General features: G+C 56.3%; 21 protein-coding genes. 10 read left to right on the forward strand and 11 right to left on the reverse strand.

The genetic code is table 11. The features are described 5' to 3' along the window. Positions 1-26: 26 nt before the first annotated feature. The gene (locus AB4N42_RS01395) at positions 27-983 is read left to right on the forward strand and encodes a LysR family transcriptional regulator (RefSeq protein WP_460116365.1); all 957 of its coding nucleotides are present in this window, start codon (positions 27-29) and stop codon (positions 981-983) included. Positions 984-1,154: 171 nt separating this feature from the next. Then, positions 1,155-2,762 carry a methyl-accepting chemotaxis protein gene (locus tag AB4N42_RS01400; RefSeq protein ID WP_460115766.1) on the forward strand — a complete coding sequence of 536 codons (1,608 nt, stop codon included), beginning with the start codon at positions 1,155-1,157 and terminating at the stop codon, positions 2,760-2,762. An 82-nt stretch (positions 2,763-2,844) separates the two neighbouring features. On the opposite strand, the gene AB4N42_RS01405 is transcribed toward AB4N42_RS01400, so the two are convergent. Beyond that, positions 2,845-3,522 carry an RES family NAD+ phosphorylase gene (locus AB4N42_RS01405; RefSeq protein WP_460115767.1) on the reverse strand — a complete coding sequence of 226 codons (678 nt, stop codon included), beginning with the start codon at positions 3,520-3,522 and terminating at the stop codon, positions 2,845-2,847. After that, entirely contained in the window at positions 3,522-3,932 is a 411-nt protein-coding gene (locus AB4N42_RS01410) for an MbcA/ParS/Xre antitoxin family protein (RefSeq protein ID WP_198797068.1), read from the reverse strand. The genes AB4N42_RS01405 and AB4N42_RS01410 overlap by 1 nt, the downstream gene beginning before the upstream one ends. A 327-nt stretch (positions 3,933-4,259) precedes the next feature. Here AB4N42_RS01410 and AB4N42_RS01415 point away from each other — a divergent pair, with 327 nt between their 5' ends. After that, entirely contained in the window at positions 4,260-5,183 is a 924-nt protein-coding gene (locus tag AB4N42_RS01415; protein ID WP_198797067.1) for a LysR family transcriptional regulator, read from the forward strand. Here the strand turns inward: AB4N42_RS01415 and AB4N42_RS01420 are convergent. From AB4N42_RS01420 to AB4N42_RS01435, 4 genes are all read right to left on the reverse strand, one after another. Then, the gene (locus tag AB4N42_RS01420) at positions 5,100-5,417 is read right to left on the reverse strand and encodes an AzlD domain-containing protein (protein ID WP_030141510.1); all 318 of its coding nucleotides are present in this window, start codon (positions 5,415-5,417) and stop codon (positions 5,100-5,102) included. The two genes, AB4N42_RS01415 and AB4N42_RS01420, sit on opposite strands and share 84 nt — an antisense overlap. Further along, positions 5,396-6,109 carry an AzlC family ABC transporter permease gene (locus AB4N42_RS01425; RefSeq protein WP_030141511.1) on the reverse strand — a complete coding sequence of 238 codons (714 nt, stop codon included), beginning with the start codon at positions 6,107-6,109 and terminating at the stop codon, positions 5,396-5,398. The genes AB4N42_RS01420 and AB4N42_RS01425 overlap by 22 nt, the downstream gene beginning before the upstream one ends. Then, a complete protein-coding gene (locus AB4N42_RS01430) occupies positions 6,106-6,483 on the reverse strand; it encodes a GNAT family N-acetyltransferase (RefSeq protein ID WP_030141512.1) in 378 nt (125 codons plus the stop codon). Before AB4N42_RS01430 ends, AB4N42_RS01425 begins: the two co-directional genes overlap by 4 nt. A 73-nt stretch (positions 6,484-6,556) precedes the next feature. Next, positions 6,557-7,303, reverse strand: coding sequence for a 2OG-Fe dioxygenase family protein (locus tag AB4N42_RS01435; protein WP_030141513.1), 747 nt, complete (start codon positions 7,301-7,303; stop codon positions 6,557-6,559). Positions 7,304-7,693: 390 nt separating this feature from the next. On the opposite strand from AB4N42_RS01435, the gene AB4N42_RS01440 reads away from it, so the two are divergent. The 7 genes from AB4N42_RS01440 (at position 7,694) to AB4N42_RS01470 (ending at position 16,280) form a co-directional block, all read left to right on the forward strand. Beyond that, positions 7,694-8,440 (forward strand): DUF4123 domain-containing protein, encoded by a 747-nt coding sequence (locus tag AB4N42_RS01440; RefSeq protein WP_460115768.1) that lies wholly within the window; start codon positions 7,694-7,696, stop codon positions 8,438-8,440. Next, positions 8,440-13,164, forward strand: coding sequence for an RHS repeat-associated core domain-containing protein (locus AB4N42_RS01445; protein ID WP_460115769.1), 4,725 nt, complete (start codon positions 8,440-8,442; stop codon positions 13,162-13,164). The genes AB4N42_RS01440 and AB4N42_RS01445 overlap by 1 nt, the downstream gene beginning before the upstream one ends. After that, positions 13,161-13,553, forward strand: coding sequence for a hypothetical protein (locus AB4N42_RS01450; protein ID WP_217861020.1), 393 nt, complete (start codon positions 13,161-13,163; stop codon positions 13,551-13,553). Before AB4N42_RS01445 ends, AB4N42_RS01450 begins: the two co-directional genes overlap by 4 nt. A gap of 564 nt (positions 13,554-14,117) precedes the next feature. Continuing rightward, a complete protein-coding gene (locus AB4N42_RS01455) occupies positions 14,118-14,507 on the forward strand; it encodes an Imm50 family immunity protein (protein ID WP_407683970.1) in 390 nt (129 codons plus the stop codon). A 204-nt stretch (positions 14,508-14,711) separates the two neighbouring features. Next, positions 14,712-15,110 (forward strand): hypothetical protein, encoded by a 399-nt coding sequence (locus tag AB4N42_RS01460; protein WP_225936082.1) that lies wholly within the window; start codon positions 14,712-14,714, stop codon positions 15,108-15,110. 53 nt (positions 15,111-15,163) lie between these two features. After that, a complete protein-coding gene (locus AB4N42_RS01465) occupies positions 15,164-15,580 on the forward strand; it encodes a hypothetical protein (RefSeq protein ID WP_460115770.1) in 417 nt (138 codons plus the stop codon). A gap of 208 nt (positions 15,581-15,788) precedes the next feature. Next, the gene (locus AB4N42_RS01470; RefSeq protein ID WP_217861014.1) at positions 15,789-16,280 is read left to right on the forward strand and encodes a DUF2247 family protein; all 492 of its coding nucleotides are present in this window, start codon (positions 15,789-15,791) and stop codon (positions 16,278-16,280) included. 60 nt (positions 16,281-16,340) lie between these two features. Here AB4N42_RS01470 and AB4N42_RS01475 read toward each other — a convergent pair whose 3' ends face one another. The 5 genes from AB4N42_RS01475 to aguB form a co-directional block, all read right to left on the reverse strand. Then, on the reverse strand, positions 16,341-17,627 hold the full coding sequence (locus tag AB4N42_RS01475) for an OprD family porin (RefSeq protein WP_258648712.1): 1,287 nt from the start codon (positions 17,625-17,627) through the stop codon (positions 16,341-16,343). A gap of 249 nt (positions 17,628-17,876) precedes the next feature. Further along, the gene (locus tag AB4N42_RS01480; RefSeq protein WP_460115771.1) at positions 17,877-18,548 is read right to left on the reverse strand and encodes a DsbA family protein; all 672 of its coding nucleotides are present in this window, start codon (positions 18,546-18,548) and stop codon (positions 17,877-17,879) included. 176 nt (positions 18,549-18,724) lie between these two features. After that, entirely contained in the window at positions 18,725-18,925 is a 201-nt protein-coding gene (locus tag AB4N42_RS01485) for a hypothetical protein (protein ID WP_030141521.1), read from the reverse strand. A 243-nt stretch (positions 18,926-19,168) separates the two neighbouring features. After that, the gene (gene aguA / locus AB4N42_RS01490) at positions 19,169-20,275 is read right to left on the reverse strand and encodes an agmatine deiminase (protein ID WP_460115772.1); all 1,107 of its coding nucleotides are present in this window, start codon (positions 20,273-20,275) and stop codon (positions 19,169-19,171) included. A gap of 3 nt (positions 20,276-20,278) precedes the next feature. Beyond that, complete coding sequence (gene aguB / locus AB4N42_RS01495) at positions 20,279-21,157, reverse strand: N-carbamoylputrescine amidase (protein WP_030141523.1); 879 nt, start codon at positions 21,155-21,157, stop codon at positions 20,279-20,281. Positions 21,158-21,242 lie beyond the last annotated feature (85 nt).

The following is a 21,242-nucleotide window of genomic DNA, read 5'->3' on the forward strand; positions in this document are numbered from 1 at the left end:
GGGTCGCAAGTCGCTTTACTAATGCCATGAAGGAACAAATTGGTTTGGACCGCCTGACCGGTCTTATTGCCTTTGCCCGCGCCGCCTCTTTGGGCAGCTATACCGCTGCGGCTCGCGATCTGTCGGTGTCGCCGTCGGCCATCAGCAAAAGCGTGCAACGGCTGGAGCAGCATTTCGGGTTGAGTCTGTTCAGTCGCACCACCCGCTCGTTGACTCTCACCGTCGAGGGCCGGGACCTGTACGAACGGGCGCTGCGGATTCTGCGCGAGGTGGAAGACATCGAGCAGGCCGCCGTGGCTTCGCGCGCTGAACCCTCCGGCACCTTGAAAGTGACAGCGCCACCGCCTATCGGGCTGAACATTTTGGCGCCGGCGATCCCCAGGTTTCGCGAGCGCTACCCCAAGCTCGCCATCGACCTGCGCTTGGGCGATCAGTTTGCCGACATCGTCGAGCAGGGCATCGACGTGGCCGTGCGCGTGGGCAACCTGGCCGATTCCCGTCTTATCTCTCGCACGCTGGGCCCTCATCGAATTTGCGCTTTTGCTTCGCCAGCCTATCTGGCCAAACGCGGCACGCCGCTGGAACTGAGCGACCTGGCCAACCATGATTGCGTGAATTTTCGCTACCAGAGTTCGGGCCAAGCGCTGCGCTGGCCGTTCAGCGTGGGGGATCGCACGGTGGAGATCGCGCCCGACGCCTCCATCGTCATCGACGCCAGCGATGCGGTGGCTGCGGTGCTCGCCGCAGGCGGCGGCATTGGCATTTCACCCACCTATGTCGCGGCACCTTATGTCGCCCGGGGTGAACTGACGCCATTGTTTCCACAATTTGCCGTCGACCGTTCCTCCATCACAGCGTTGTGGCCGGAAAGCCGCCGGGGAAGCCCGAACGTCAAGGCGTTCGTGGGTTTCCTGAACGAGCTGTTTCCCACCCCGACCGTGTGGGACGAGATCGTCGCGAGGGGCTCTTTGAATCCACTCTAGAATGTTTGCTTGCGGAAAAGGACTGCTTCGCAGCCCAGCGGGAGCAAGCTCCCTCGCCACAGCCTCATCTAATCATTTGCCTCGCCGATAGCTTCAGGTATGAGCCGTCCCAAGGCTCTGCTGGCGCTCGACTACACTTGCCCAGACATCTCGCTCCAGGAGCAGTTAGCGATGAAGATCCGCACCAAAGTCATAGGCTCGGGGTTGGTCAGTCTTTCTTTTGCGCTGCTACTTGGCGGGATCGGCTTGTGGGGTTATCACTCCATGACCGAGGCCCTGGTGCAGAACGAGACCAGTATTTCGGCCATGCGCAAGCACATGGAGGCGGACATGATGCACGACGCTATTCGTGCCGATGTGCTCGCCGCCCTGCTGGTGAAGCCGGGGGATGCGCAGGGGTCGAAGGAAGTGTTGGACGGGTTCGATGAGCATACGCAACGGATGCGCAAGGTCATCGCCGAGAATGCCGAGGCGAAGTTGCCAGGGGATATCGCCAAGGCGATTGGCGAACTCAAACCGCAAGTCGAGACCTACATCGGTAAAGCCAAGCAGATCATCGACCAGGCGCTGGGCGGCGCCCAGGATGCCCATGCACTGCGGGCGGAGTTCGACGGCGCGTTTTCAGCACTGGAAGAACGCAACGAGGCGGTCAGCGAGCTGATCGAAAACCAGGCGCAATCATCGCGCGAACATCAGGACAGCAGCATTCAGAACTCGGAGCGCTGGCTGATCGTGACCTTGCTGGCGACCTGTGTCGCCCTGGCGTTGTTGTCATGGAGCCTGCTCAAGGCGGTGCTCACGCCACTGAACAAAATCATCGTTAATACCCAGGCGATTTCCCAAGGCGATCTACAGCGCTCGATGGGGGCTCAAAGCAAGGATGAGCTGGGTCAGTTGCAAGGCGTGATCGAGCAGATGCAGACCAATCTGCGGCAGATGATCGCCACCATTCGCGGTCAGAGCGACGAGTTGCACGGCACGTCGCGGAATCTGGGTGATACGGCGCGGCAGATTGTGTCCAGCGCCGACCAGCAGGCGCAGAGCGCCACCAGCATGGCGGCGAGCATGGAGCAGATGATGGCGAACATCAGCCAGATCCATCAGCACGCCGACAGTGCGCGGACGATTTCGGCGCAATCCGAACAACTGGCGAGCAGCGGTGGCCAAGTCATTCTCGGCGTGGTGGAAGGCATGAACCGGATCGCCGAGGTGGTCAACCAATCGTCCAGCAAGATCACCGCATTGGATGCGTCGTCCGAGGACATTCATTCCATCATCCAGGTGATCAAGAGCATCGCCGAACAGACCAACTTGTTGGCCCTGAACGCGGCCATCGAAGCCGCCCGCGCCGGCGAGGCGGGGCGTGGTTTTGCGGTAGTGGCCGACGAAGTGCGCAACCTGGCAGCGCGCACGACGCAGTCCACCCAGGAAATCACTGCGATGATCGAGCGCATCCAGTCCAGCGCCCGGGACGCGGTGGCGAACATGCAGGCATGCGTCAGCCGCGTGGACGAAGGCGTCAACCTGGCCCAGCAGGCCGGGGTGTCCATCAGCGAAATCCGCACCGGCGCCCGGCATGCCGCCGAGGTGGTGGAGGAAATTTCCCAGACCATTGCCGAGCAATCCAAAGCCAGTGACGAGATGGCCCAGCGGGTGGAGTCGATTGCCGAGCAGTCCAGGGAGAACACCCGTTCGATTCATAACCTGACGCAAACGGCGGATCAGTTGAACGACGCGGCGGGTTCGATGCAGGCTTCGGTGCAGCAGTTCAAGATTTGATCAATCGGGGCTGCTACGCAGCCCAGCGGGAGCAAGCTCCCTCGCCACGGGTTACCCGGTGTGAATCAGGTTGCTGGCTCACTCATACCTGACTCACCTCGAACACAAACGAAATCTCCCGCTTCTGGGCGCTCCAGACATACCGAATATGCTTGCCCTGCACCGGGATCGATACCGCCGGCGGGCGGAACGCGGCCACACATTCGTGACCGGGCAGGCGGACGCTGTTGTACAGCAGGCCCCATGACAAGGTTTCACGCAGGTCCCGGGCGAACACCTGCGACGGGCCGTAGGCGGCGGGGTCGGGGTTGTGCAGATGTGGGTAATCGTGGCGAATGTCGTGCAGGGGTTTGACCACCTGGTTGACGTAGGTGCGCATCGTCAATTCCAGATCCGGTTCGTTGGTGGTCCCCAGGAACCGAGCCTGGTGATAACACGTCTCGGCAATCGCGGCTTCCTGGCTGCTGGCGGCGTAATAAACGCCGAAGGTGCCATCGCTGAAGCGGCTGCTTTTGCCAATGTGGGTAAATGCCGCCATCACCGGTGAGGAGCCCGGCCCGGAGACGCGGTCTTCGGGACGCACTCGGGAGAGCACGCCGGCTTCTTCCATGAGCCGGTCGTTGGTCAATGCTTCCAGGGCATAGGCTGTGGGCAAGTCTTCAGGATCGAGCACATCTTCGAACAACGTGATCGGCGGAAAACTACTGTTGACGATCCGATAGGCCCGTTTCCATTGCGGGTCCGCCAAAGGTGGCGTCATTAGCCGCGCACTCCATCGAGGTATCGCCGCACATCGGCAATGTCCACCACCCGGCCGGCCAGCATGTAGGACAACGCCGACTGGCCATTGAACGGCGCAGCGGTGTTAGGACTGCTGATCCACTGATACGCACGGTCCCGGCTGTTGCTGAAGATGATGCTCAACGCCTTGTGTATCCCCATGAGATAGGAAATACGCTCGAGGGTGTCTCGCGGCAGCCTTACGTTATCGGGCAGCTGTTTGTACTTGTAGAAGGTCGTGTTGCCTACTTTGCCCAACAACGTACGCTGCTGCTCGACGCTGCAACCCCACAGCTCCATGAGATTGAAGAAAAATTTCAACGCGACTCGTCCCGCATCCGGGGAATCCAATTGTTGCTGTGCGTTGAGGCTGACGGAGGAAATCGCCATGAGTCTTGGCTCCCTTGTTGCTGACTGATGCCTAGAGAGTAGTACACATATGGATAAAGTTTAAGTTTTAATTCGCAAGCGGACAAACAAGAGCCCCAGTAACGGCTCATTCATCTCGACGTGATTGTTTTGATAAAGACCGACCTGCAAGCCAAACCAGCAAAAACCTCAAATCCCACATAAGCTCCAGTTATCGGCTGCCGGCGCTTTTCGCTACAAAACCGCGACAACCGTGGCAAGGTGCTTGATGATAGCCACCATCGCACCGCCGGGCCCGGGCCGGGTGCACAACAATAGCGAGCCCACTTGAGCAGAGGGCATTACCTCATGGATAGCAGAACCTTACGTAACCTCATGCGCATCGTTCAGACCGGTTCGTTGTCGGCGGCGGCGGAGCAGTCGTGCCTGACGGTGCAGGCATTGGCGGCGCAGTTGAACAAGGTCGAGGAGCAGTTCGGGTTCAGGTTGTTCCGGCGCTCGAACAAAGGCCTCACGTTGACCAGCCAGGGCTCGGAACTGACGCCTTTCATGGACCAGGTCCTTGCGGCCACTCGGCAATTGGAAGAGAAAGTCACGGCGCTCAAGACGCCCAGGCAACGCAGCCTGAAAGTGGCGCTCAATACCACCCTGCCTGGTGATTTCAATCGTCGGATGATCGATCGCCTGATCGCTGTGTTCCCTCATTATCAATTGGAATTCAGCTACGCCGAATCGATGGAGAACCTGAGCAAACTCAAGAACGAAGACTTTGACCTGGCCATCCTGATCGGACAACAGAGCGGTTTTTCCAGCATTCCGATGCCGGATGTACAGGTGCGGGTGGTTGGCGCCCACTGTGGTGACGAAGACGATTCCCTTGGCCTGCTGGGCGACAAATTCCAGGTGCGTCCTGCGCAAGAATGTCCGTATTCCCACAGCTTTCTTCGCTTTCTCGACGCGGGTCTCGGCGAATATGGGCCAAGCCAGCGAATGGTTTATTCCTGCAGCGAAACGCTGACGCTGTCGTTGATCACCCAGCTTGATGGCTTGGGGCTTGTGTCCCGCGACGCGGCGCTTCGCAACGGTTTGGCGATTTTCCCGGACTTCGAGGATTTCCTTGAAGTACGCCTGGCGGTGAACAATCCCGAACTGTCCGACCAGGCGTTGCACGACGTGGTCGACCTGACGCTACAGGAACGAGCCGAGCGCGATATACGCCGCCGTCCCCACCGCTACGCTGAGAAACAGGTTGCGGCTGAAATACGCACATAGCAGCGTCGGAATCGCGGCATAGAACTCGGGGCGGTCGAGCTGGATGTGCTGATCCTTGATCAGCAACGGCGTCAGGCTGATCGCGGCGACGATCGCCACCGGCAGGTATTCCAGGGCACGTGCGACGAAGGGCGGCCAGTTTTCGGTATTGACCTGCAGCGGCAGGGCCCGTGGCAGGAAGGTCACGGCCATCATCAGCGCAACGGCCAGGATCAGGAACGTTTGGTCAGGCATACGCCCACCCCGCAGCCAACGAACGTGGCGATGAAGACATTGAAGGGCGAACTGCCCACCAGGCTCAGCGCACCCATGCAGACGACTGCCGCCAACGCCGCGATCAGCTTGTTGCGCGTGTTGCACAACGAAACCAGTACGTAGAGCATCATGGCGGTCAGGGCGTAGTCGAGCTGATACTTGATCAGGTGCGCCGCGTATTGGGCGCAGATGGCGCCCAGCAAGCCGCCGAGCACCCAGGATGTATGGCAGAACAAATTGAAACCGATCAGGTAGCGAACACTGACCGGCGCCCCGCTGCCTAGCTTGACGCTGTGAAAGGCGAACGACTCGTCCGTGAGCCCCACCGCATAGCACCAGCGCTCGAAACGACTAAGCCCCAGCGCACGCAATGCCTTGGCCATGTAGACCGACATCAGCATGTGACGGGCATTGATCAGGAACGTGGTCAACACGATGGTGGTCAACGACGCGCCGCTGGAAATCAACGCCAGCGCCGCGAATTGCGAGGCGCCTGCGTAGACGAACAGGCACATCGCGACCGGGAGCCACAAGGGCAACCCGGCGTTGACTGCCATCAGACCGAACACAAACGAAACCGTGAAATAACCTGCTACCACCGGACTGGCTTCAGCAAAGGTTCGTGAGGCTTGTGGTTCGACCGCCAGCGGCTGGCTGGAAGTCTTGTTCATAAATCCCTCTCGAAAGTGATTTCGCCCCGGGGCTCGCAGAACCCCTGGGCAGCCCAGAAACGCTTGCCGGCCAGGTTGCTTTCGTCGACGAACAGGAACATGCGCAGCACGCCTACCCGTTTCATGTCGGCTGACGCCGCTTCCACCAGGCGTTGCCCGAGGCCTTGGGTACGATGCCTGGGGCTGACGGCCAGGTGGTTGATCGTTCCACGCGTGCCGAGCATACCGCCGATCACCGCACCCACGACCTCACCCTGGGCATCGAAGGCCATGTAGGCGGTCGTGGTTTCCTGCAACAGCACCCCACGCAAGAACCGGGCATCCTGCCACTCGCAGAATGACACTTCGTCAAAACCGCGAAAGAACTGCTCCAGTCGTTCGGCATCCCTGACCATGGCCCGGCGCAACAGCACTTGTTGCACCGAATCATCCAAGGGCTCGAGTTGCTCAGCGAACAATGTCGAAAGCGGTCCCGGGCCGCGAAAACGAAATCGCCAGAATCTGCCTGAACGCCATTTCATGACTATGGACGTTGCGGGCAGGGGTCACATAGTGGCGCATGTCGCGGTCGAGGAAGAATGTCGTATCGAGGATATCCTCGTAAGTGGTTGCCGCCAGTTGCTCTTCCTGAGCGCTGTACAGACGACTTTCCGCGCCCGCCACATTGTGGCGGCCCCAGAAATGCACGCCGCTGAACGGGTAGCCATCGCAATGAATGCCTTCAGGGGTGATTTCCAATTGCTTGCCCGGCTTGATCTCGATGCGGATCTGATGGATCTGGCACTGCCAAACTTCATCATGCAACTCCGGCGGCAGGACGTTCTTGTACACCTCGAAGTCCGTGTCGATCAGGCTGCGCATCACGGGCGAGTTGATCACTTCATTGGAAAAGTCCTGGAAGTGCCGCTCCAATCCGCCGACATAGCTGTTATTGGCCTTGGACTGGACGTAGGCCCGGTGTTCGAGCTGCTTGAGTTCACGGGTCGCGGGGTTGTATTCGAAGTCGCTGTAGCGGCGAAAACGCATGCCTGACTCGGCCTGGCCGTAATAACTGTCGGGCTCCATGTTTTCCCAGCTTTTGGTCAGCCGGACAAAGTCGCCGAAATGACCGTAGAGATTGAAGTCTCCACCGCGGACGTTGACGTATTTGTCTCGTCGTAGCGCTTCGCCCACTTCCCTGTTCAGAACGATCATTTTTCAAAGGTCTCCGCTGCATTGAGCGGACTAATCTAGTAGGTGCAGGATTTGCGTCCATGAGAAAGTATTTGAAGCATTTCAAGCCGTACTTGAAACGGTACAAAAAGTTTCGTCAGTACGACTTTTTTGCACGGAAAAACGCGTTTGCGACGTCATTTTTGCAGTGAGCGACGGCGAATTCCGTTTTTGTCCTAACTGCGCAATAAGTGACGCAGCACTGCGCAATTTACTAGGCGTTTTCGCCCCGCACGACTTGCCTTCAAACATCCAAAAAACGCTTCAGCCCGGCTGTTCACGGGCCTTCCTGAAACCTGGCTCATTCCTTGATAGATGTGCGGCCCTCACCGGGGCAATCCCCGGCCTCGCACCTTCGGCAAGGAGAGCCCAATGGCCACCCCGACGTTCATTCCACTCGACCCCAGGACATGGCTGGCGCAACAGCCATTGCAGGAAAACGAGCACCTTTATCTGATCATCAGTGCGGCAAGCGAGGCCGATGCGCTGCAAGCCCTTCGCACTTCGGTCCCGCTCCATCCGTTGCAACCCGTCTGGAGCGACACCCCCTACGCCACCTGGCAAGCCGTGATGCCCTACGTGACCGAACTCGACCCCGGCTCGGCATTCCTGTCCTGGATTGCCGAAACCGACAGCCTCGACTGGGGCTGGCTGGCCGTTTCCCAGTGTGATCCGGAAGAAGTGTTGGCGCACCTGCGCAGCCTCACGCAAGTGAAGATGCCGGACGGCAGCGAGGTCTTTTTCCGGTTCTGGGATGGGCGCTTCATCCATCCGATCCTCGAACACCTCGGTGAAGCCGCCGGGGATATGTTGCCGGTGTTTGAGCGTTATTTGATCAACGGCAAATGCTTTGAAAGCCCTGCGAGAAAGGTTCCGGCGGTCAAGGATTGGCCGTGGTGGGAGGTGCCGAAGGAGCTGTCGGACGCACTGGCGGAGCAGAACCCCTCGGCACGGGTGGACGGCCTGATGCAGTGGCTTGAGGAGGAGCGCCTGGATCTTTATAGCGCTTGGCCCACGGACAATCTGAGATTGAAAGTCAGCCGCTGCGTACGCCGTGCAAAGGTTCAGGAAGCGCTGCAGGCAACTCTGATGAGCGAGCTGATCCTGGAGCAATGTTGATGTCCGCAACGGATCACATTGCGTTCGTCGATGAGGAACTTGCGGCCTTCAAGGACAGTTTGAAGCGCTATCAAGAGCAGACCCGAGCCTGGTATTCGCAGTGGGCCGATGACGTCAGCAGACTCAACGACTTGCCTTCTCTGATGGGCATGGAGCGGGTCATCAAGGTCGGTGACGGCCAAAAAACCGTGACCATGACTGACGGCGAATTCAACTCGAATGTAGCGCGGTGTCCGCTGAAGGGGCCGTTGCTGATCGAAAGCAAATTCGAGTCGGTCTACGACATCCCGATCGGCGATATCGACGTTGAAATCATCGATGTGGAGAGTGGGTCCAGCAGCAAAATCAGGCTCGACGCCCAGGGAAAGGCCAGCTGGACCGACGGTGTACCCGGCAAGTACTACCAGATACGCGTGCACAGCAACGTCACGCCTGCCCAGATCGACGCGTTGTTCAGCACTTATGACGGGCTGACGGGCGAGCTGGAAAAATTCCTGCGCAATAAATGGGAAGGCCCGGCGGGGCATCGGCAGCAATGGTCGAGCCTGTCTTTGTCCGGCACGGCCCTGGCGGTGGGCAGCGGCATCCTCGAAGGCGGCTGGGAAGCCATCAAGGGTGTGTGGGACGGCATCAGCCTGGTGCTGGAAATGCTGAAAAACCCGGCGAAGTTCATGGTTGAACTGGGCGAAGGGGCCGATCGGCTCATTGAAGTCGCCAGACAAGCACCCGAGGTCATGAAAAAGGCCATGCTGCTGGCCAGCGACGAGGCTGCGCTCTTCCTGATGATGCGTTGTGCGCTGATCTGGTTGGCAAGCCTGCCGCCGATGCAAATGGCCGGCGATGCCGCAAGGATGACCACCGCTGCGGTCATGGGAATCGTGATCGACATCGTGTTGGCAATTGTCCTGACGGTGGTTGCCGAGGGTACCGGGGTCATTTATCTCGCGGCACGGTTGAAGAAATATGGGGAAATCATCCTCAAGGCGGTGATCGGTTTCGTAGAGTCAGTGTTTGCCATCATCGACGGCTTCATGGGGTACGTCGCCAAGTACATTCCAGTAGCGGTGCGGGGCACGGCGGCGCCCATGAAAAAAGGCGCGGTCGAGCTGCGCATCGATGGCAAGAGGAACGCCAGGATCGCCGCTGGCAAGACGGTCGACGATGCTTCGAAGCAGGCGACGACGCCGACCGGCAAGAGCGCCGAGCCCGCCGCCCGTACCTGCACCGACAAATGCCCGGTCTCGATGGTGACCGGCGAAGAACTGTTGACGCTCAACGATGGCCAACTCGATGGCCTGCTGCCGTTCGAGTGGACTCGCCTGTACCGAACCAGCGCAGCGGAAATCGACTGCGGCCTGGGTTATGGCTGGAGCCACGCACTGGCCCATCGGCTTGAAATCAATGGTGAAGAAGTCATTTGGACCGATCACGAAAATCGATCCATCCGCTTCCCGCGCCCGAGCAAGCAGCGTCCAGCGATTAGCAACAGTCTGTCCCGTGCGGCTATTTACCTGGGCGACGCTCCCAACGAGCTGATCGTGGCTCAAGCCGGGCAACGGCCCTCGTTCTATCACTTTCATTTGCACAACGATGGCGCGAGCTTGGTTGCCATCAGCGACAGCTATGGCAATCGGCTGCGCGTTACTCGCGACGTGCTTGGGCAGATCAAGCGCCTGGACAACGGTGCCGGGCGCGGGTTGCTCTTGCGCTACAACGGCAGTCGCATCGTCGCGGTCGATTACCAACAACTTAATGCTCAGAACATGCTGGAACGGTGCTGGACGACCGTCCAGACGCTGGTCTCCTACCACTATGACGCCCAGCATCGTCTGGTCGAGGCGACCAACGCCAGCGGGGAGACGGAGCGTTATCGGTACGACGAGCAACACGTCATCACCGAACGACAGCTGGCCGGTGGCGCCAGTTTTTTCTGGGAATGGGAGAACCAGGGAAAGCAGGCCCGTTGCGTTCGTCACTGGGCCAGTTTCTCGCAAATGCATGCCCGTTATACCTGGGACGACAAGGGCAGCGTCACCGTTACCCATGGCGACGGCAGCGTGGAGATCTACACCCACGACGACAAGGCCCGGCTCATCAGCAAGACCGATCCGGACGGCGCGCAACATCGAAAGGCCTATAACGAAAAGGGCCAGCTGATCGCAGAAAAAGATCCGCTGGGCGCCGTGACCGAATACCGCTACGACGAGGACGGTTTGCTGACAGCCGTCATCCCGACGGAAGACGAAGCGGTCGTCTACGAACACATCAACGGCTTCGTGAGCGATGTACATCGCGGCAAAGCCAGCTGGAAATACCGCCGCAATCGGCAGGGCGATATAACCCGGCAGATCGATCCTGACGGAAACATTACCTACTACCACTACAGCGACCAGGGGCGCCTGAGGCTCATCAGCCACCCCGACGGTAGCGCTCACTCATTGGCTTGGAACAACCTCGGTCAACTGGTTGAAGAAGGCCTGCCCGACGGCAGTCAGCTTCTATACACCTACGACACGCTCGGCCGGCAGGCCAGCCGCCAGGACGAACACGGCGCCATCACCCATTACCAATGGGACGCCGTGGGCCGCTTGGTGCAAACCACCTTGCCCGGCGGCGCCACCCGCACCTGGCGCTACAACGCCTACGGCAAGGTCATCGCCGAGCGGGACGAACTGGGGCGCACCACCCGCTACGAATACGCCGACGATTTGCACCTGATCAGCCGTCGCCTCAACCCCGACGGCAGCGAGCTGAAATATCGCTACGATTCGGCGCGGCTGTTGCTGACGGAAATCGAGAACGAATCCGGCGAACACTATCGGCTGGACTACACGCCCAACGGACTGATCCGACAGGAAACCGGTTTCGACGGCCAGCGCACCGGTTATGCCTACGACCTCAACGGTCACCTGCTGGAAAAGACCGAGTTTGGCGCCGATGGCAGTCAGCGCATCACTCACTACCAGCGTGACAGGGCTGGCCGCCTGGTGCGAAAAACCTTGCCAGATGGCGAGGCGGTCGATTACCGCTACGACGCCCTTGGACGCTTGGTCAGCGTCGACGACGGCCATTGGCCGCTGGCTTATGAATATGACCATCAGGACCGCCTGGTCGCCGAACACCAGGGCTGGGCCACCCTGCGCTATCGCTACGACAGCGTTGGTCGCCTGATCCACTGCCGACTGCCCGACCGCAGCACCCTCGACTACCGCCACGCCCGCGGCGGCGCGCTGATCGCCATCGACCTCAACGGCACCTGCCTGACCGAACACCGCTTTAAGGGCGGCCGAGAAACCCAACGCCAGCAAGGCCTGCTGCTCAGCGACTATCGCTACGACGAGCAAGGTCGCCTCAAGGCCCAAACCGTGTGGCAGACCGAGCAGCACCAATTGTTCTGGCGCGATTACTCCTACAGCGCCAACGGCAACCTCGCCGCCCTTTCTGACAATCGAAACCGCCGCAGCTACCAGTACGACGCGCAAGATCGCCTGGTCCGCATCGACCATGCCCACAGCCAAGGCTCCGAACGCTTCGCCCACGACCCAGCCGGCAACCTGTTGCTGCAAGACCGCCCCGGCCCGACCACCCTCAAGGCAAACCGCTTGCTCATGGAGGGCGACCGTCACTACGACTACGACGCCTACGGCAACCTCATCCGCGAACGCCGCGGCAAAACCCAGTGCCTCGTCACGCACTACCGCTACGACAGCCAACACCGCCTCATCGGCGTCACCAGCCCGGACGGCAACGAAACGTCCTACCGCTACGATGCCTTCGGCCGACGCATCGAAAAGACCGTGGCCGGCCAGACCACGGAATTTATCTGGCAAGGCGATCAAGTCATCGCCGAAAGCAGCGACCGCCACTACCAAAGCTACGTCTACGAACCCGGCACCTTCCGCCCATTGGCCCTGCTCGAAGGCGAAGGCCCACAAAACGCCACGCCGTTCCACTACCACAACGACCACCTCGGCACGCCCCAGGAACTGACCAGCCACCAAGGCGAAATCGTCTGGGCCGCGCGCTACAACGGCTACGGCAAACTCACCGAACTAAGGCACGGCAACGGCAAGCGCCTGGAACAGCCGCTGCGTTTCCAGGGCCAATATCACGACCGGGAAAGTGGTCTGCATTACAACCGGCACCGGTACTACAATCCGGAGACGGGGCGGTATCTGACGGCTGACCCGATAAAGCTGGCAGGTGGGTTGAATGCCTACCGGTACGTGCGCAACCCGACGGGGTGGGTGGATCCGTTGGGGTTGGATGGGTGTCCTCCTGATGGAGATCAGGAGAAATCGACCTCTCCTGAGAAGAGAGCCAGAGTTGACACCGGGGAACCGCCGCTTCCAGATATCAAGTGGTCAAGCCCTAGTGTAAGGAGAGCTTCTGAAGCTCTGGATAGAGGTGAAATCTCTGTCACCGTAAAGAGCCGTGCGGAAGCAGAAGAGATTTTTTTAGGTAGATATGTAGGCGACGGATACAGAAACGCCGAAGAATTTAATTCAGCAACAGCAAAAAAGCATTTCAGAAAAACAAAAGAGCCAGAGAACTATTACCATTGGGACGACACACCGATTTCGAATATAAAAACCAGGAAAGTAACAATGGCAAATCATGACCCTGCCGACCCACATGGCGATCATCCACACTTACAACTTCACCCAACAAAAGGCGAAGCTATAAGAATCTATTGGCAAAACCCATACGAGAACCAAAAATGATTAAGGTAAATGTTCCAAAAAAAGTATGGTGGGGTTTAGAAGCAAAGTCGTATACCGAAATCGCACAAGAATTGCCATCGCCAGATAATAGCTTGCGAAGATGGATAGCTATTTATGCAATTTATCACCTAAATTTTAATAATAGACTGCCTGGCAGACGCTATTACAGCTTTCTGGAAAAGGCTAGAGGCTCAAAATATTTAGTCGTTGAATTCACAATTGAAAAAATACTACTTGAGACTAGAGATAGCATTGGCGCCAACGACACAACCATTACATATAGTCAAACAATGGATAGCGAAGAGGAAATAAATGATTTCCTAACGAGCAAAGGAGTGGACCAGCAACTATTTACACCTCCGTGGACATGCGATTACCCATTGGACTAACCACCAGCCTAGACGATGAGACAAAAAGCTTCATTCAACAGCAAGAGGTTAAAATCCTGGACATATCATATAACAAACCAATCACCCCAGACATATGGGCATCACAATGAGCTATATAGCGAACGAAATCGATATTGCAATCAAAACCAATTTTCTACCGCACAAAAAATTAAGCACTCAGGCTGTCGAAAAATTAACATTGAAATTAATAGAATCGTTCTTGGTTTTTGGGACAAAAACCCTCGACCCGACAAATCTGAGAGCCCCTAAAAAAACGTATGACCCTGCTTTCTGGAACAAAATCGACAAGATAATTCATATACAAGCCCCCATACTAATAGTACAAGACACAAAAACTCACGGATGGGAGTTCGAAACCTCACGCGACTTGACGACATTATTGAGTGAAACCACCGGATATCCATTCTGGATCACCAGTAAAAATTTAAACTTCCTCACCTACATGGATGATCACGATTGCGTGTATACCAGTAAAGCCACACCCATATAGCGCAACAGTACAGGAAGCGCATTCGCCAGATAACATTCAGCGAGAAGTAAGCCATGTGGCCATATAACATTCAAAACAATGCACAGTGGATCTATGTATTTGGAAAAAACCACACACCAAAAAACATCAACATCTCTTATGCGATTTTTGAAAACCAATCAATGAGATTAAAATTAAACAGCCCAATAGAGCCCGACCACTGCCCCTCTAAATGGACCGACAAAGGGTACAATGAATTTGAATTCGAACTACTACTTGACCAGGTCAACTCAATTACCATCAACGAATTTAATTTTTCCGGCCCCATCTGCATATCCATTGAAAAGAACAAAACAGATCACGAAATCCACTTAAATACTTTAGACAAGTGCATAACGAAATGTACGGCGAGAGGCGTGTACATCTCCAACATAAAAGCCTATCACAATGACTACTCCGAATAGTGACCATCGAATGAAATCTTAAAAAATCATTGACACCCCAACAAATAATAAGCTAACCGTCAAGACAACCAAACAACAAGATAGCCTTTTACTTCAAGCCTTCAACGACACTTAACTTATAGAACTAAAAACCAAACATTTTCTGCTATGTAGCCCCTCGGCTTACAAAAACATAATGAAGTAATCTCTATATCAGGCGCATCAATGAACATAAACGATCAAGAACTCATTCCCAGAAAAGTATGGTGGGGCTTGGAAGCAAAATCGTACACCAGAATTGCACAGGAGTTGCCATCACCAGATGAAAAATCAAGAAAATGGAGCGCTATCTATGCGGTTTATCATTTAAATTTCGACGACAGATTCCCTGGCGACAGCTACTACGATTTTTTGGAGAACGCTCAAGGTTCGAGATATGTCGCAATTGAATTTACAATTCCAAAATTAACTTTTGAAATCAACGACGGTGTCGACGACCGTGACGTGACAATTACATATAGCCAAACAATGGACACAGAAGAGGAAATAAATGATTTCCTTACACACAAAGGAGTAGACCTACAGCTATTTACACCTCCATGGAGGTGCGACTACCCCTTATAGCAATTAGCCAACCTTAACTTAACCCCCCAAATGGATAACGCACATGATTGAAAATGAAACCACCACCAAATCAAACAACAAAAAAAAACCATATTTCCAGAAAGGTATGGTGGGGCTTAGAAGCAAAATCGTACATCGAAATTGCACAGGAGCTGCCATCATCAGATGAAAGTTTAAGGAAATGGATCGCTATCTATGCGGTTTATCATTTAAATTTCGACAACAGGTTTCCTTGGCACCGTTACTACGAATTTTTGGAGAATGCTAAAGGATCGAGGTATGTCGCAATTGAATTTACAATTCCAAAATCAACTCTTGAAATCAATGACGGTATCGACACCAGTAACGTGACCATTATATATAGCCAAACAATGGATACAGAAGAGGAAATAAATGTTTTCCTAACGAACAAAGGAGTCGACCCGCAACTATTTACGCCTCCGTGGACGTGCGACTACCCGCTGGACTAACCACTGGCCTAGACAATGCGCACAAAAGGCCTCACTCAACGGCAAAAGGATTAAATCCTGGGCAAATCACACAACAAACCAACCACACGAGACATATTGGTATCACAACGAGCTATATAACGAATGAAATCAATATTGCAATCGAAATATAGCTCCCGAAGAAATCATTGCCCTTCGCCCATCAAAGTGTGATAAAACGATGCATTCTTTGTCTCTCGACGGCCATTACATCTATAAGCTAGCGCCTTGGTTAAGCTGGAGCGATCTTCTATATGGACTCGAACAAAACTATATAGATGAAAAGGAAATTTCAGATTACATCTGCTGCAGCTTGACGATCACACACCCTAAAGAGGCATATGAAATTGCGGTTACTCCGATAGAAAACCAGCACCTCATACATCAACTGCTAAGCACCCTGGCGAGCCAAAGCAAAGAAAAAACGACAAACACAACCGAACCCTGGCTATTCCTGTCCCTTTCTTTTTTATTTGACAATAAACATCTATACAACAACATTTATGAAGAACTAGAAATATTATATTCGGACTTCAACTATCCAGAGGAGCTAGCACCATTGATCCGCTACATGCCAGCATCGGATGGCACGGAAGGCTCCAAAGACTACCTGCTCAAAAATTGGAAAGCCGCTCTATCGCAGTATGAACAACTATTCGCAGAACGGCGAAACCCACAATAAAAAACCCCGGCCAATCGCCATGCCGGGGTTCCATGGAAGGCTTTTAAACCCCATCACCCATCAAAAAACATCAATCGGATAATCCACAAACACCCGCAGCTCATTACCGCTGACGTTGTACTCACTGGACTTCTGCGACACACGCAACACCGAACTGCGCAAGCGCACGCTCAGGTCCTTGGCCGGGCCGCCCTGGACGACGTATTTGAACTGGTTGAAGATCTCGCGCTCGGTGCCGCCTTCGCTGGTGGAGGTGGTGATGTTATCGCCACGCACATAGGCCACGTTATAGGTCAGGCCCGGGACGCCGAAGGTGGTGAAATCCAGGCCGTAGCCCAACTGCCAACTGCGTTCGTCTTCGGCGTTGAAGTCCGACCAGTAGGAGTTGGCCAGGTAGATGGTGTTGCCGCCATCGCCGACACGATTCTGATCCCGCTGGTAACCGCCGTAGGCGTAGCCGAGGTTGCTGTCGCCGGTGCTGCGCTGGTGGGCAAGGGTGAAGCTGTGGGGACCGGTGGCGAAGGTGGCCGCCAGGCTCCAGATCTTGTTGTCGTCGCCGGTGACGTTGTTTTCCCGCACGTAGCTATTATCCAGCTTGGTGCGATAGCCGTTGAAGTCCAGGGTCAGGGATTGGTCCTTGGCCAGCGGGAATACGTAGTTGGCGTTCACGTATTGTTTCTTCAGCACGTCCTCGACGTCCGAGGCGTAGAGCGAAGCCTTGAACTGTTCGGTGAATTGATAGCTGCCGCCCAGTACGTTGATCGACTTCAAGCCACCGCTGTCACGGCCTTCGGCGCTTTTACGCGACTCGGCGGTGAAACGACCGGCGTTCAGTTCGAGCCCTTTGATTTCCTTGGAGGTGATCAGTGTGCCGGTGTAGCTTTCCGGCAGCAGGCGCCCGTTGTCATAACTCAATACGGGCAGGGCCGGCATCTGGTCGCCGTAGGCAAGTACGGTGTTGGAGACGCGGAACTTCACCGCGGCACCGAACTTGGACAGGTCATCGGCCGCGTTGCCGCTGTCGCCTTTCTTGAAGAAATCGATGCCTTGCGCACCGGTACGTCCTTTGCCGCCGTCCAGACGCAACGCATACAAGCCGAATGCATCTACACCCACGCCCACCGTGCCTTGGGTGAAGCCGGACGAGAACGTACCGATGGCTGATTGGCCCCATTCGGCCTTGTCCTTGTTGCCGTCCTTGTAGTCGCGATTGATATAGGCGTTGCGCAACAGCACTTTCAAGCTGCTGTCTTCAACGAAGCCCTTGGACTCGGCCTGGTCATTGGCCATGGCTTGTGTGGTGCTCAGAATCCCCAGTGCGATCAAACTGATGCGCTTGTTCAACATGATTATTTTCCTTATACGGGTTGATTCGCACTGCAACCGGCAACCGGAATGGCGCTTTTGCGCTCTTTATTCGGACTCTTGCTCCTGAAAATAATGAAAAGGCCCGCCCACGATGATCGTGTCGGGCCCTTTTATTATTTAAGAGTCATGGCTGTTGGCCACAGGCGTAGACGAATCCTAGTCGCGCCATGAACCCTGTGTCAATTTCGTGAATCATCTGTGATTAGGCGAAAAACGTCTAAGAACAGATCAGTTTGAACAGCCGTCCAGGCCACAGACCATTGCGGGTGCCGATTCGTGCGATGGCATGGCTTGCCTCAGCCATTGGGCGAACGCCTCGGGCTTGCCCAGCCAGGGACCGATATCGATCAGCGTCAGCCGGCCGTCCCGCTCCAGGGCGAGCGTCGGGAAACCCTGCCCGCCAACCTTGGCCAACAAGGCCCGGCTTGCAACGAAATGCGCTTGCACATCGACTTCGATGAATGAACGCCGGAATGCCTCGGCCTCGAAGCCGATGGAGTTGGCCAATTCCAACAGCACCGTTTCGTCAGCAATTCGCCGGCCTTCAACGTAATGGGCCGTTTGCAAGCGCTCCAACAACGCCAGGCCTCGGCCCTCGAGCTGTTCAGCCGCAAGAACCGCCGCAGTCGGAGGCGCCGAGTCGAAGACCGCCTCCTCGTCCCGCAAAAGCCCCTCGAAATAAGCCTCGCCAAACGGCTGCCCGGTGTATTCAGCGATTCTCCGGTCATGGGGCGTCACGTAATTGCGCAACTGGGCGGAGACTTTCTGGCGATTAGCGCCGGTCATCATGCCACCACCATGGGCAATAACTGGCAACACTGTCCTGGCGGCCTGGATCAGCGGCTTCGCGCCGTAGCACCAGCCGCACAGTGGATCATAGATATAGTGAAGTTGGGTCATGAAGACTTCCGCCGGGGCTTTGGTTTCTGTAGCGGCAGGTTAGCCTTGGAGGACCACGCGGAAAAACGCCGGAATGGTGTTCAGTTTGTTTCGTGGATCGGTCGAATCTGTGGGAAATCCACAGGCATAAAAAAGCGCCACCCTTGCAGGCAGCGCCTTGATCAATCCGTTGAATTCTATCCTTGCATCACATCCCACAACGCTTCCATTTCCGCCTCGCTGAACAGGCCAGCGGGGTAGCGCTCCATGATCGTCCGGCGCGGATCAGGCTCCCTGATCTGACGCGTTCCATTGGACTTCAACCACTGCGCCACGGCTTGGAGCGACTCACCATTAACGGCCAAAGGATGGCATGTGCGCTCGCTTATCATGTTCATTCCAGCGCCCTCCTGGTTGATGAGCGGCCAATTTATCCGAGGTTTATGACAAAACAACGCAGCTCCTCTCTTCAGAACCGCCTGTATGCCGATACAAGAGCTATGCCAATGTCATCACGTCGGCAACAAGCCAGACACAAAAAAGCCCGCGCTCCAATTGGGGCGCGGGCTTGCTCTGCATGGATCCAAAAACAGCGGCACCGAGCCGCTGTGATTGATATCACCAGGCTGTTACATAGCCACTCATTTCGCGCGCGGCGCTGGCTGTTGTTGGGTAAGGCAATGGATATTCCCGCCCCCCAGTAACAGTTCCCGCCCCGGCACCATGACGACTTCATGCTGCGGAAACAGCGTCTGCAGGATCTCCCTGGCCGTAGCGTCCAGCGGGTCGTCGAAACTCGGCGCGATGATGCCGCCGTTGACGATCAGGAAGTTCACATAGGAGCCCGCCAGTCGCACGCTCGGATTGCGCTCCTGGGAACCTTCTACCGCGTCCACGCCGGCACACTCTTCCTCCGTGGCATACAACGGGCCGGGGATCGGCATTTTATGCACCGTGAACGGGCGGCCCTTGGCGTCGGTGCTGTTTCGCAGGACATTCATGGCCGCTTGGCAACGGGCGTAGTTCGGGTCCTGCGGATCGTCGGTCCAGGCGAGCAAGACTTCACCCGGGCGCACGTAGCAGCAAAAGTTATCCACATGGCCGTCGGTTTCGTCGTTGAACAAACCGTCCGGCAACCAGATGACTTTATCCACAGCCAGTTGATCGCCAAGCACGGCTTCGATCTGTTCGCGGCTCATGTGCGGGTTGCGATTGCGGTTTAGCAGGCATTCCTCGGTGGTGATCACGGTGCCTTCACCGTCGACATGGATCGAGCCGCCTTCGAGCACGAAACCTTCGGTGCGGTAACGCGGGCTACGCTCGATTTCCAGAATCTTGCCGGCCACTTGCGAATCGCGGTTCCACGGCGAATACAGGCCACCGTCGAAACCACCCCAGGCGTTGAAATCCCAATCGACACCGCGTATTTCACCGTTGTCGTTGATGACAAACGTCGGGCCCGTATCGCGGACCCACGCGTCGTCGCTGGACATTTCTACCAGGCGGATATTCGGCACATCGAGGCGCGCCCGGGCGTTTTCATATTGGGCTGCGGACACCGCCACGGTCACCGGTTCGAAGCGGGCGATGGCCTTGGCCACCGCTACATGGGCGGCCTGCGCGGGCTTGCCGCCCAGGCGCCAGTTGTCCGGGCGCTCGGGCCAGATCATCCAGACCTGGCTCTGGGTCGCCCACTCGGCAGGCATGTGGAAACCGTCCGCGCGCGGAGTGCTATGCAAAGTTGTCATCAATCAGGACTCCAATGAGCCGTCGAGGGTTTTGATCGCGCCGTACAGGTTCGGCCGCCGATCACGGAAAGTGCCCCAGGCACTGCGAATGTGTTCCAGCTCGTCGAGGTCAAAGCTGTGTACTAGCACACCTTCTTCGGTTTCGTTCAGTTCCTGGACTTTTTCACCGAACTGATTGGCGATGAACGACGAGCCGTAGAATGTGATGTCGTAGCCATCCTGCTCTTCATTGCCGATGCGATTGCTCGCCACCAGCGGCATCAGGTTGGCGCCCGCATGGCCTTGTTGAACGCGTTGCCAGTGGTCACGCGACGAGATGGTCTTGTCGTGCGGCTCACTGCCGATGGCGGTCGGGTACAGCAGGATTTCCGCGCCTTGCAGCGCCATGCTGCGGGCGCATTCCGGAAACCACTGGTCCCAACAGATGCCTACGCCAATTTTTGCGTAGCGGGTATTCCACACTTTGAAACCGGTATCGCCAGGATTGAAGTAGTACTTTTCATGGTAGCCAGGACCGTCCGGAATGTGGCTCTTGCGATAGACGCCCAGGTTCCGCCCGTCGGCATCGATGATCGCAATACTGTTGAAGCGCGCACGACCGGCCAGTTCAAAAAAACTGATGGGCAACACGACTTGCAATTCTTCGGCGACTTTCTGGAAATGCTTGATGGCAACGTTGTCGTCAACCGAAGTCGCCAGCTGCAAGTAGTCCGGGTTCGGCTTCTGGCAGAAGTACGGCGTCTCGAACAACTCCTGGATCAGGATGACCTGCGCGCCTTGGGCGGCCGCCTGGCGAACCAGCTTCTCGGCGGTCTCGATATTGGCTTCGAGATCCCAGGAGCAGGCCATTTGAGTAGCGGCTACGGTAACGATACGACTCATGAATCATCTCCTGGGCGATGGACAGAGGCGTCTTTATAGCCGATAAAAATCGGCTTTTAAAGGAAATAAAATCAAAACTCCTATA

This window comes from Pseudomonas sp. H2_D02, assembly GCF_054677635.1.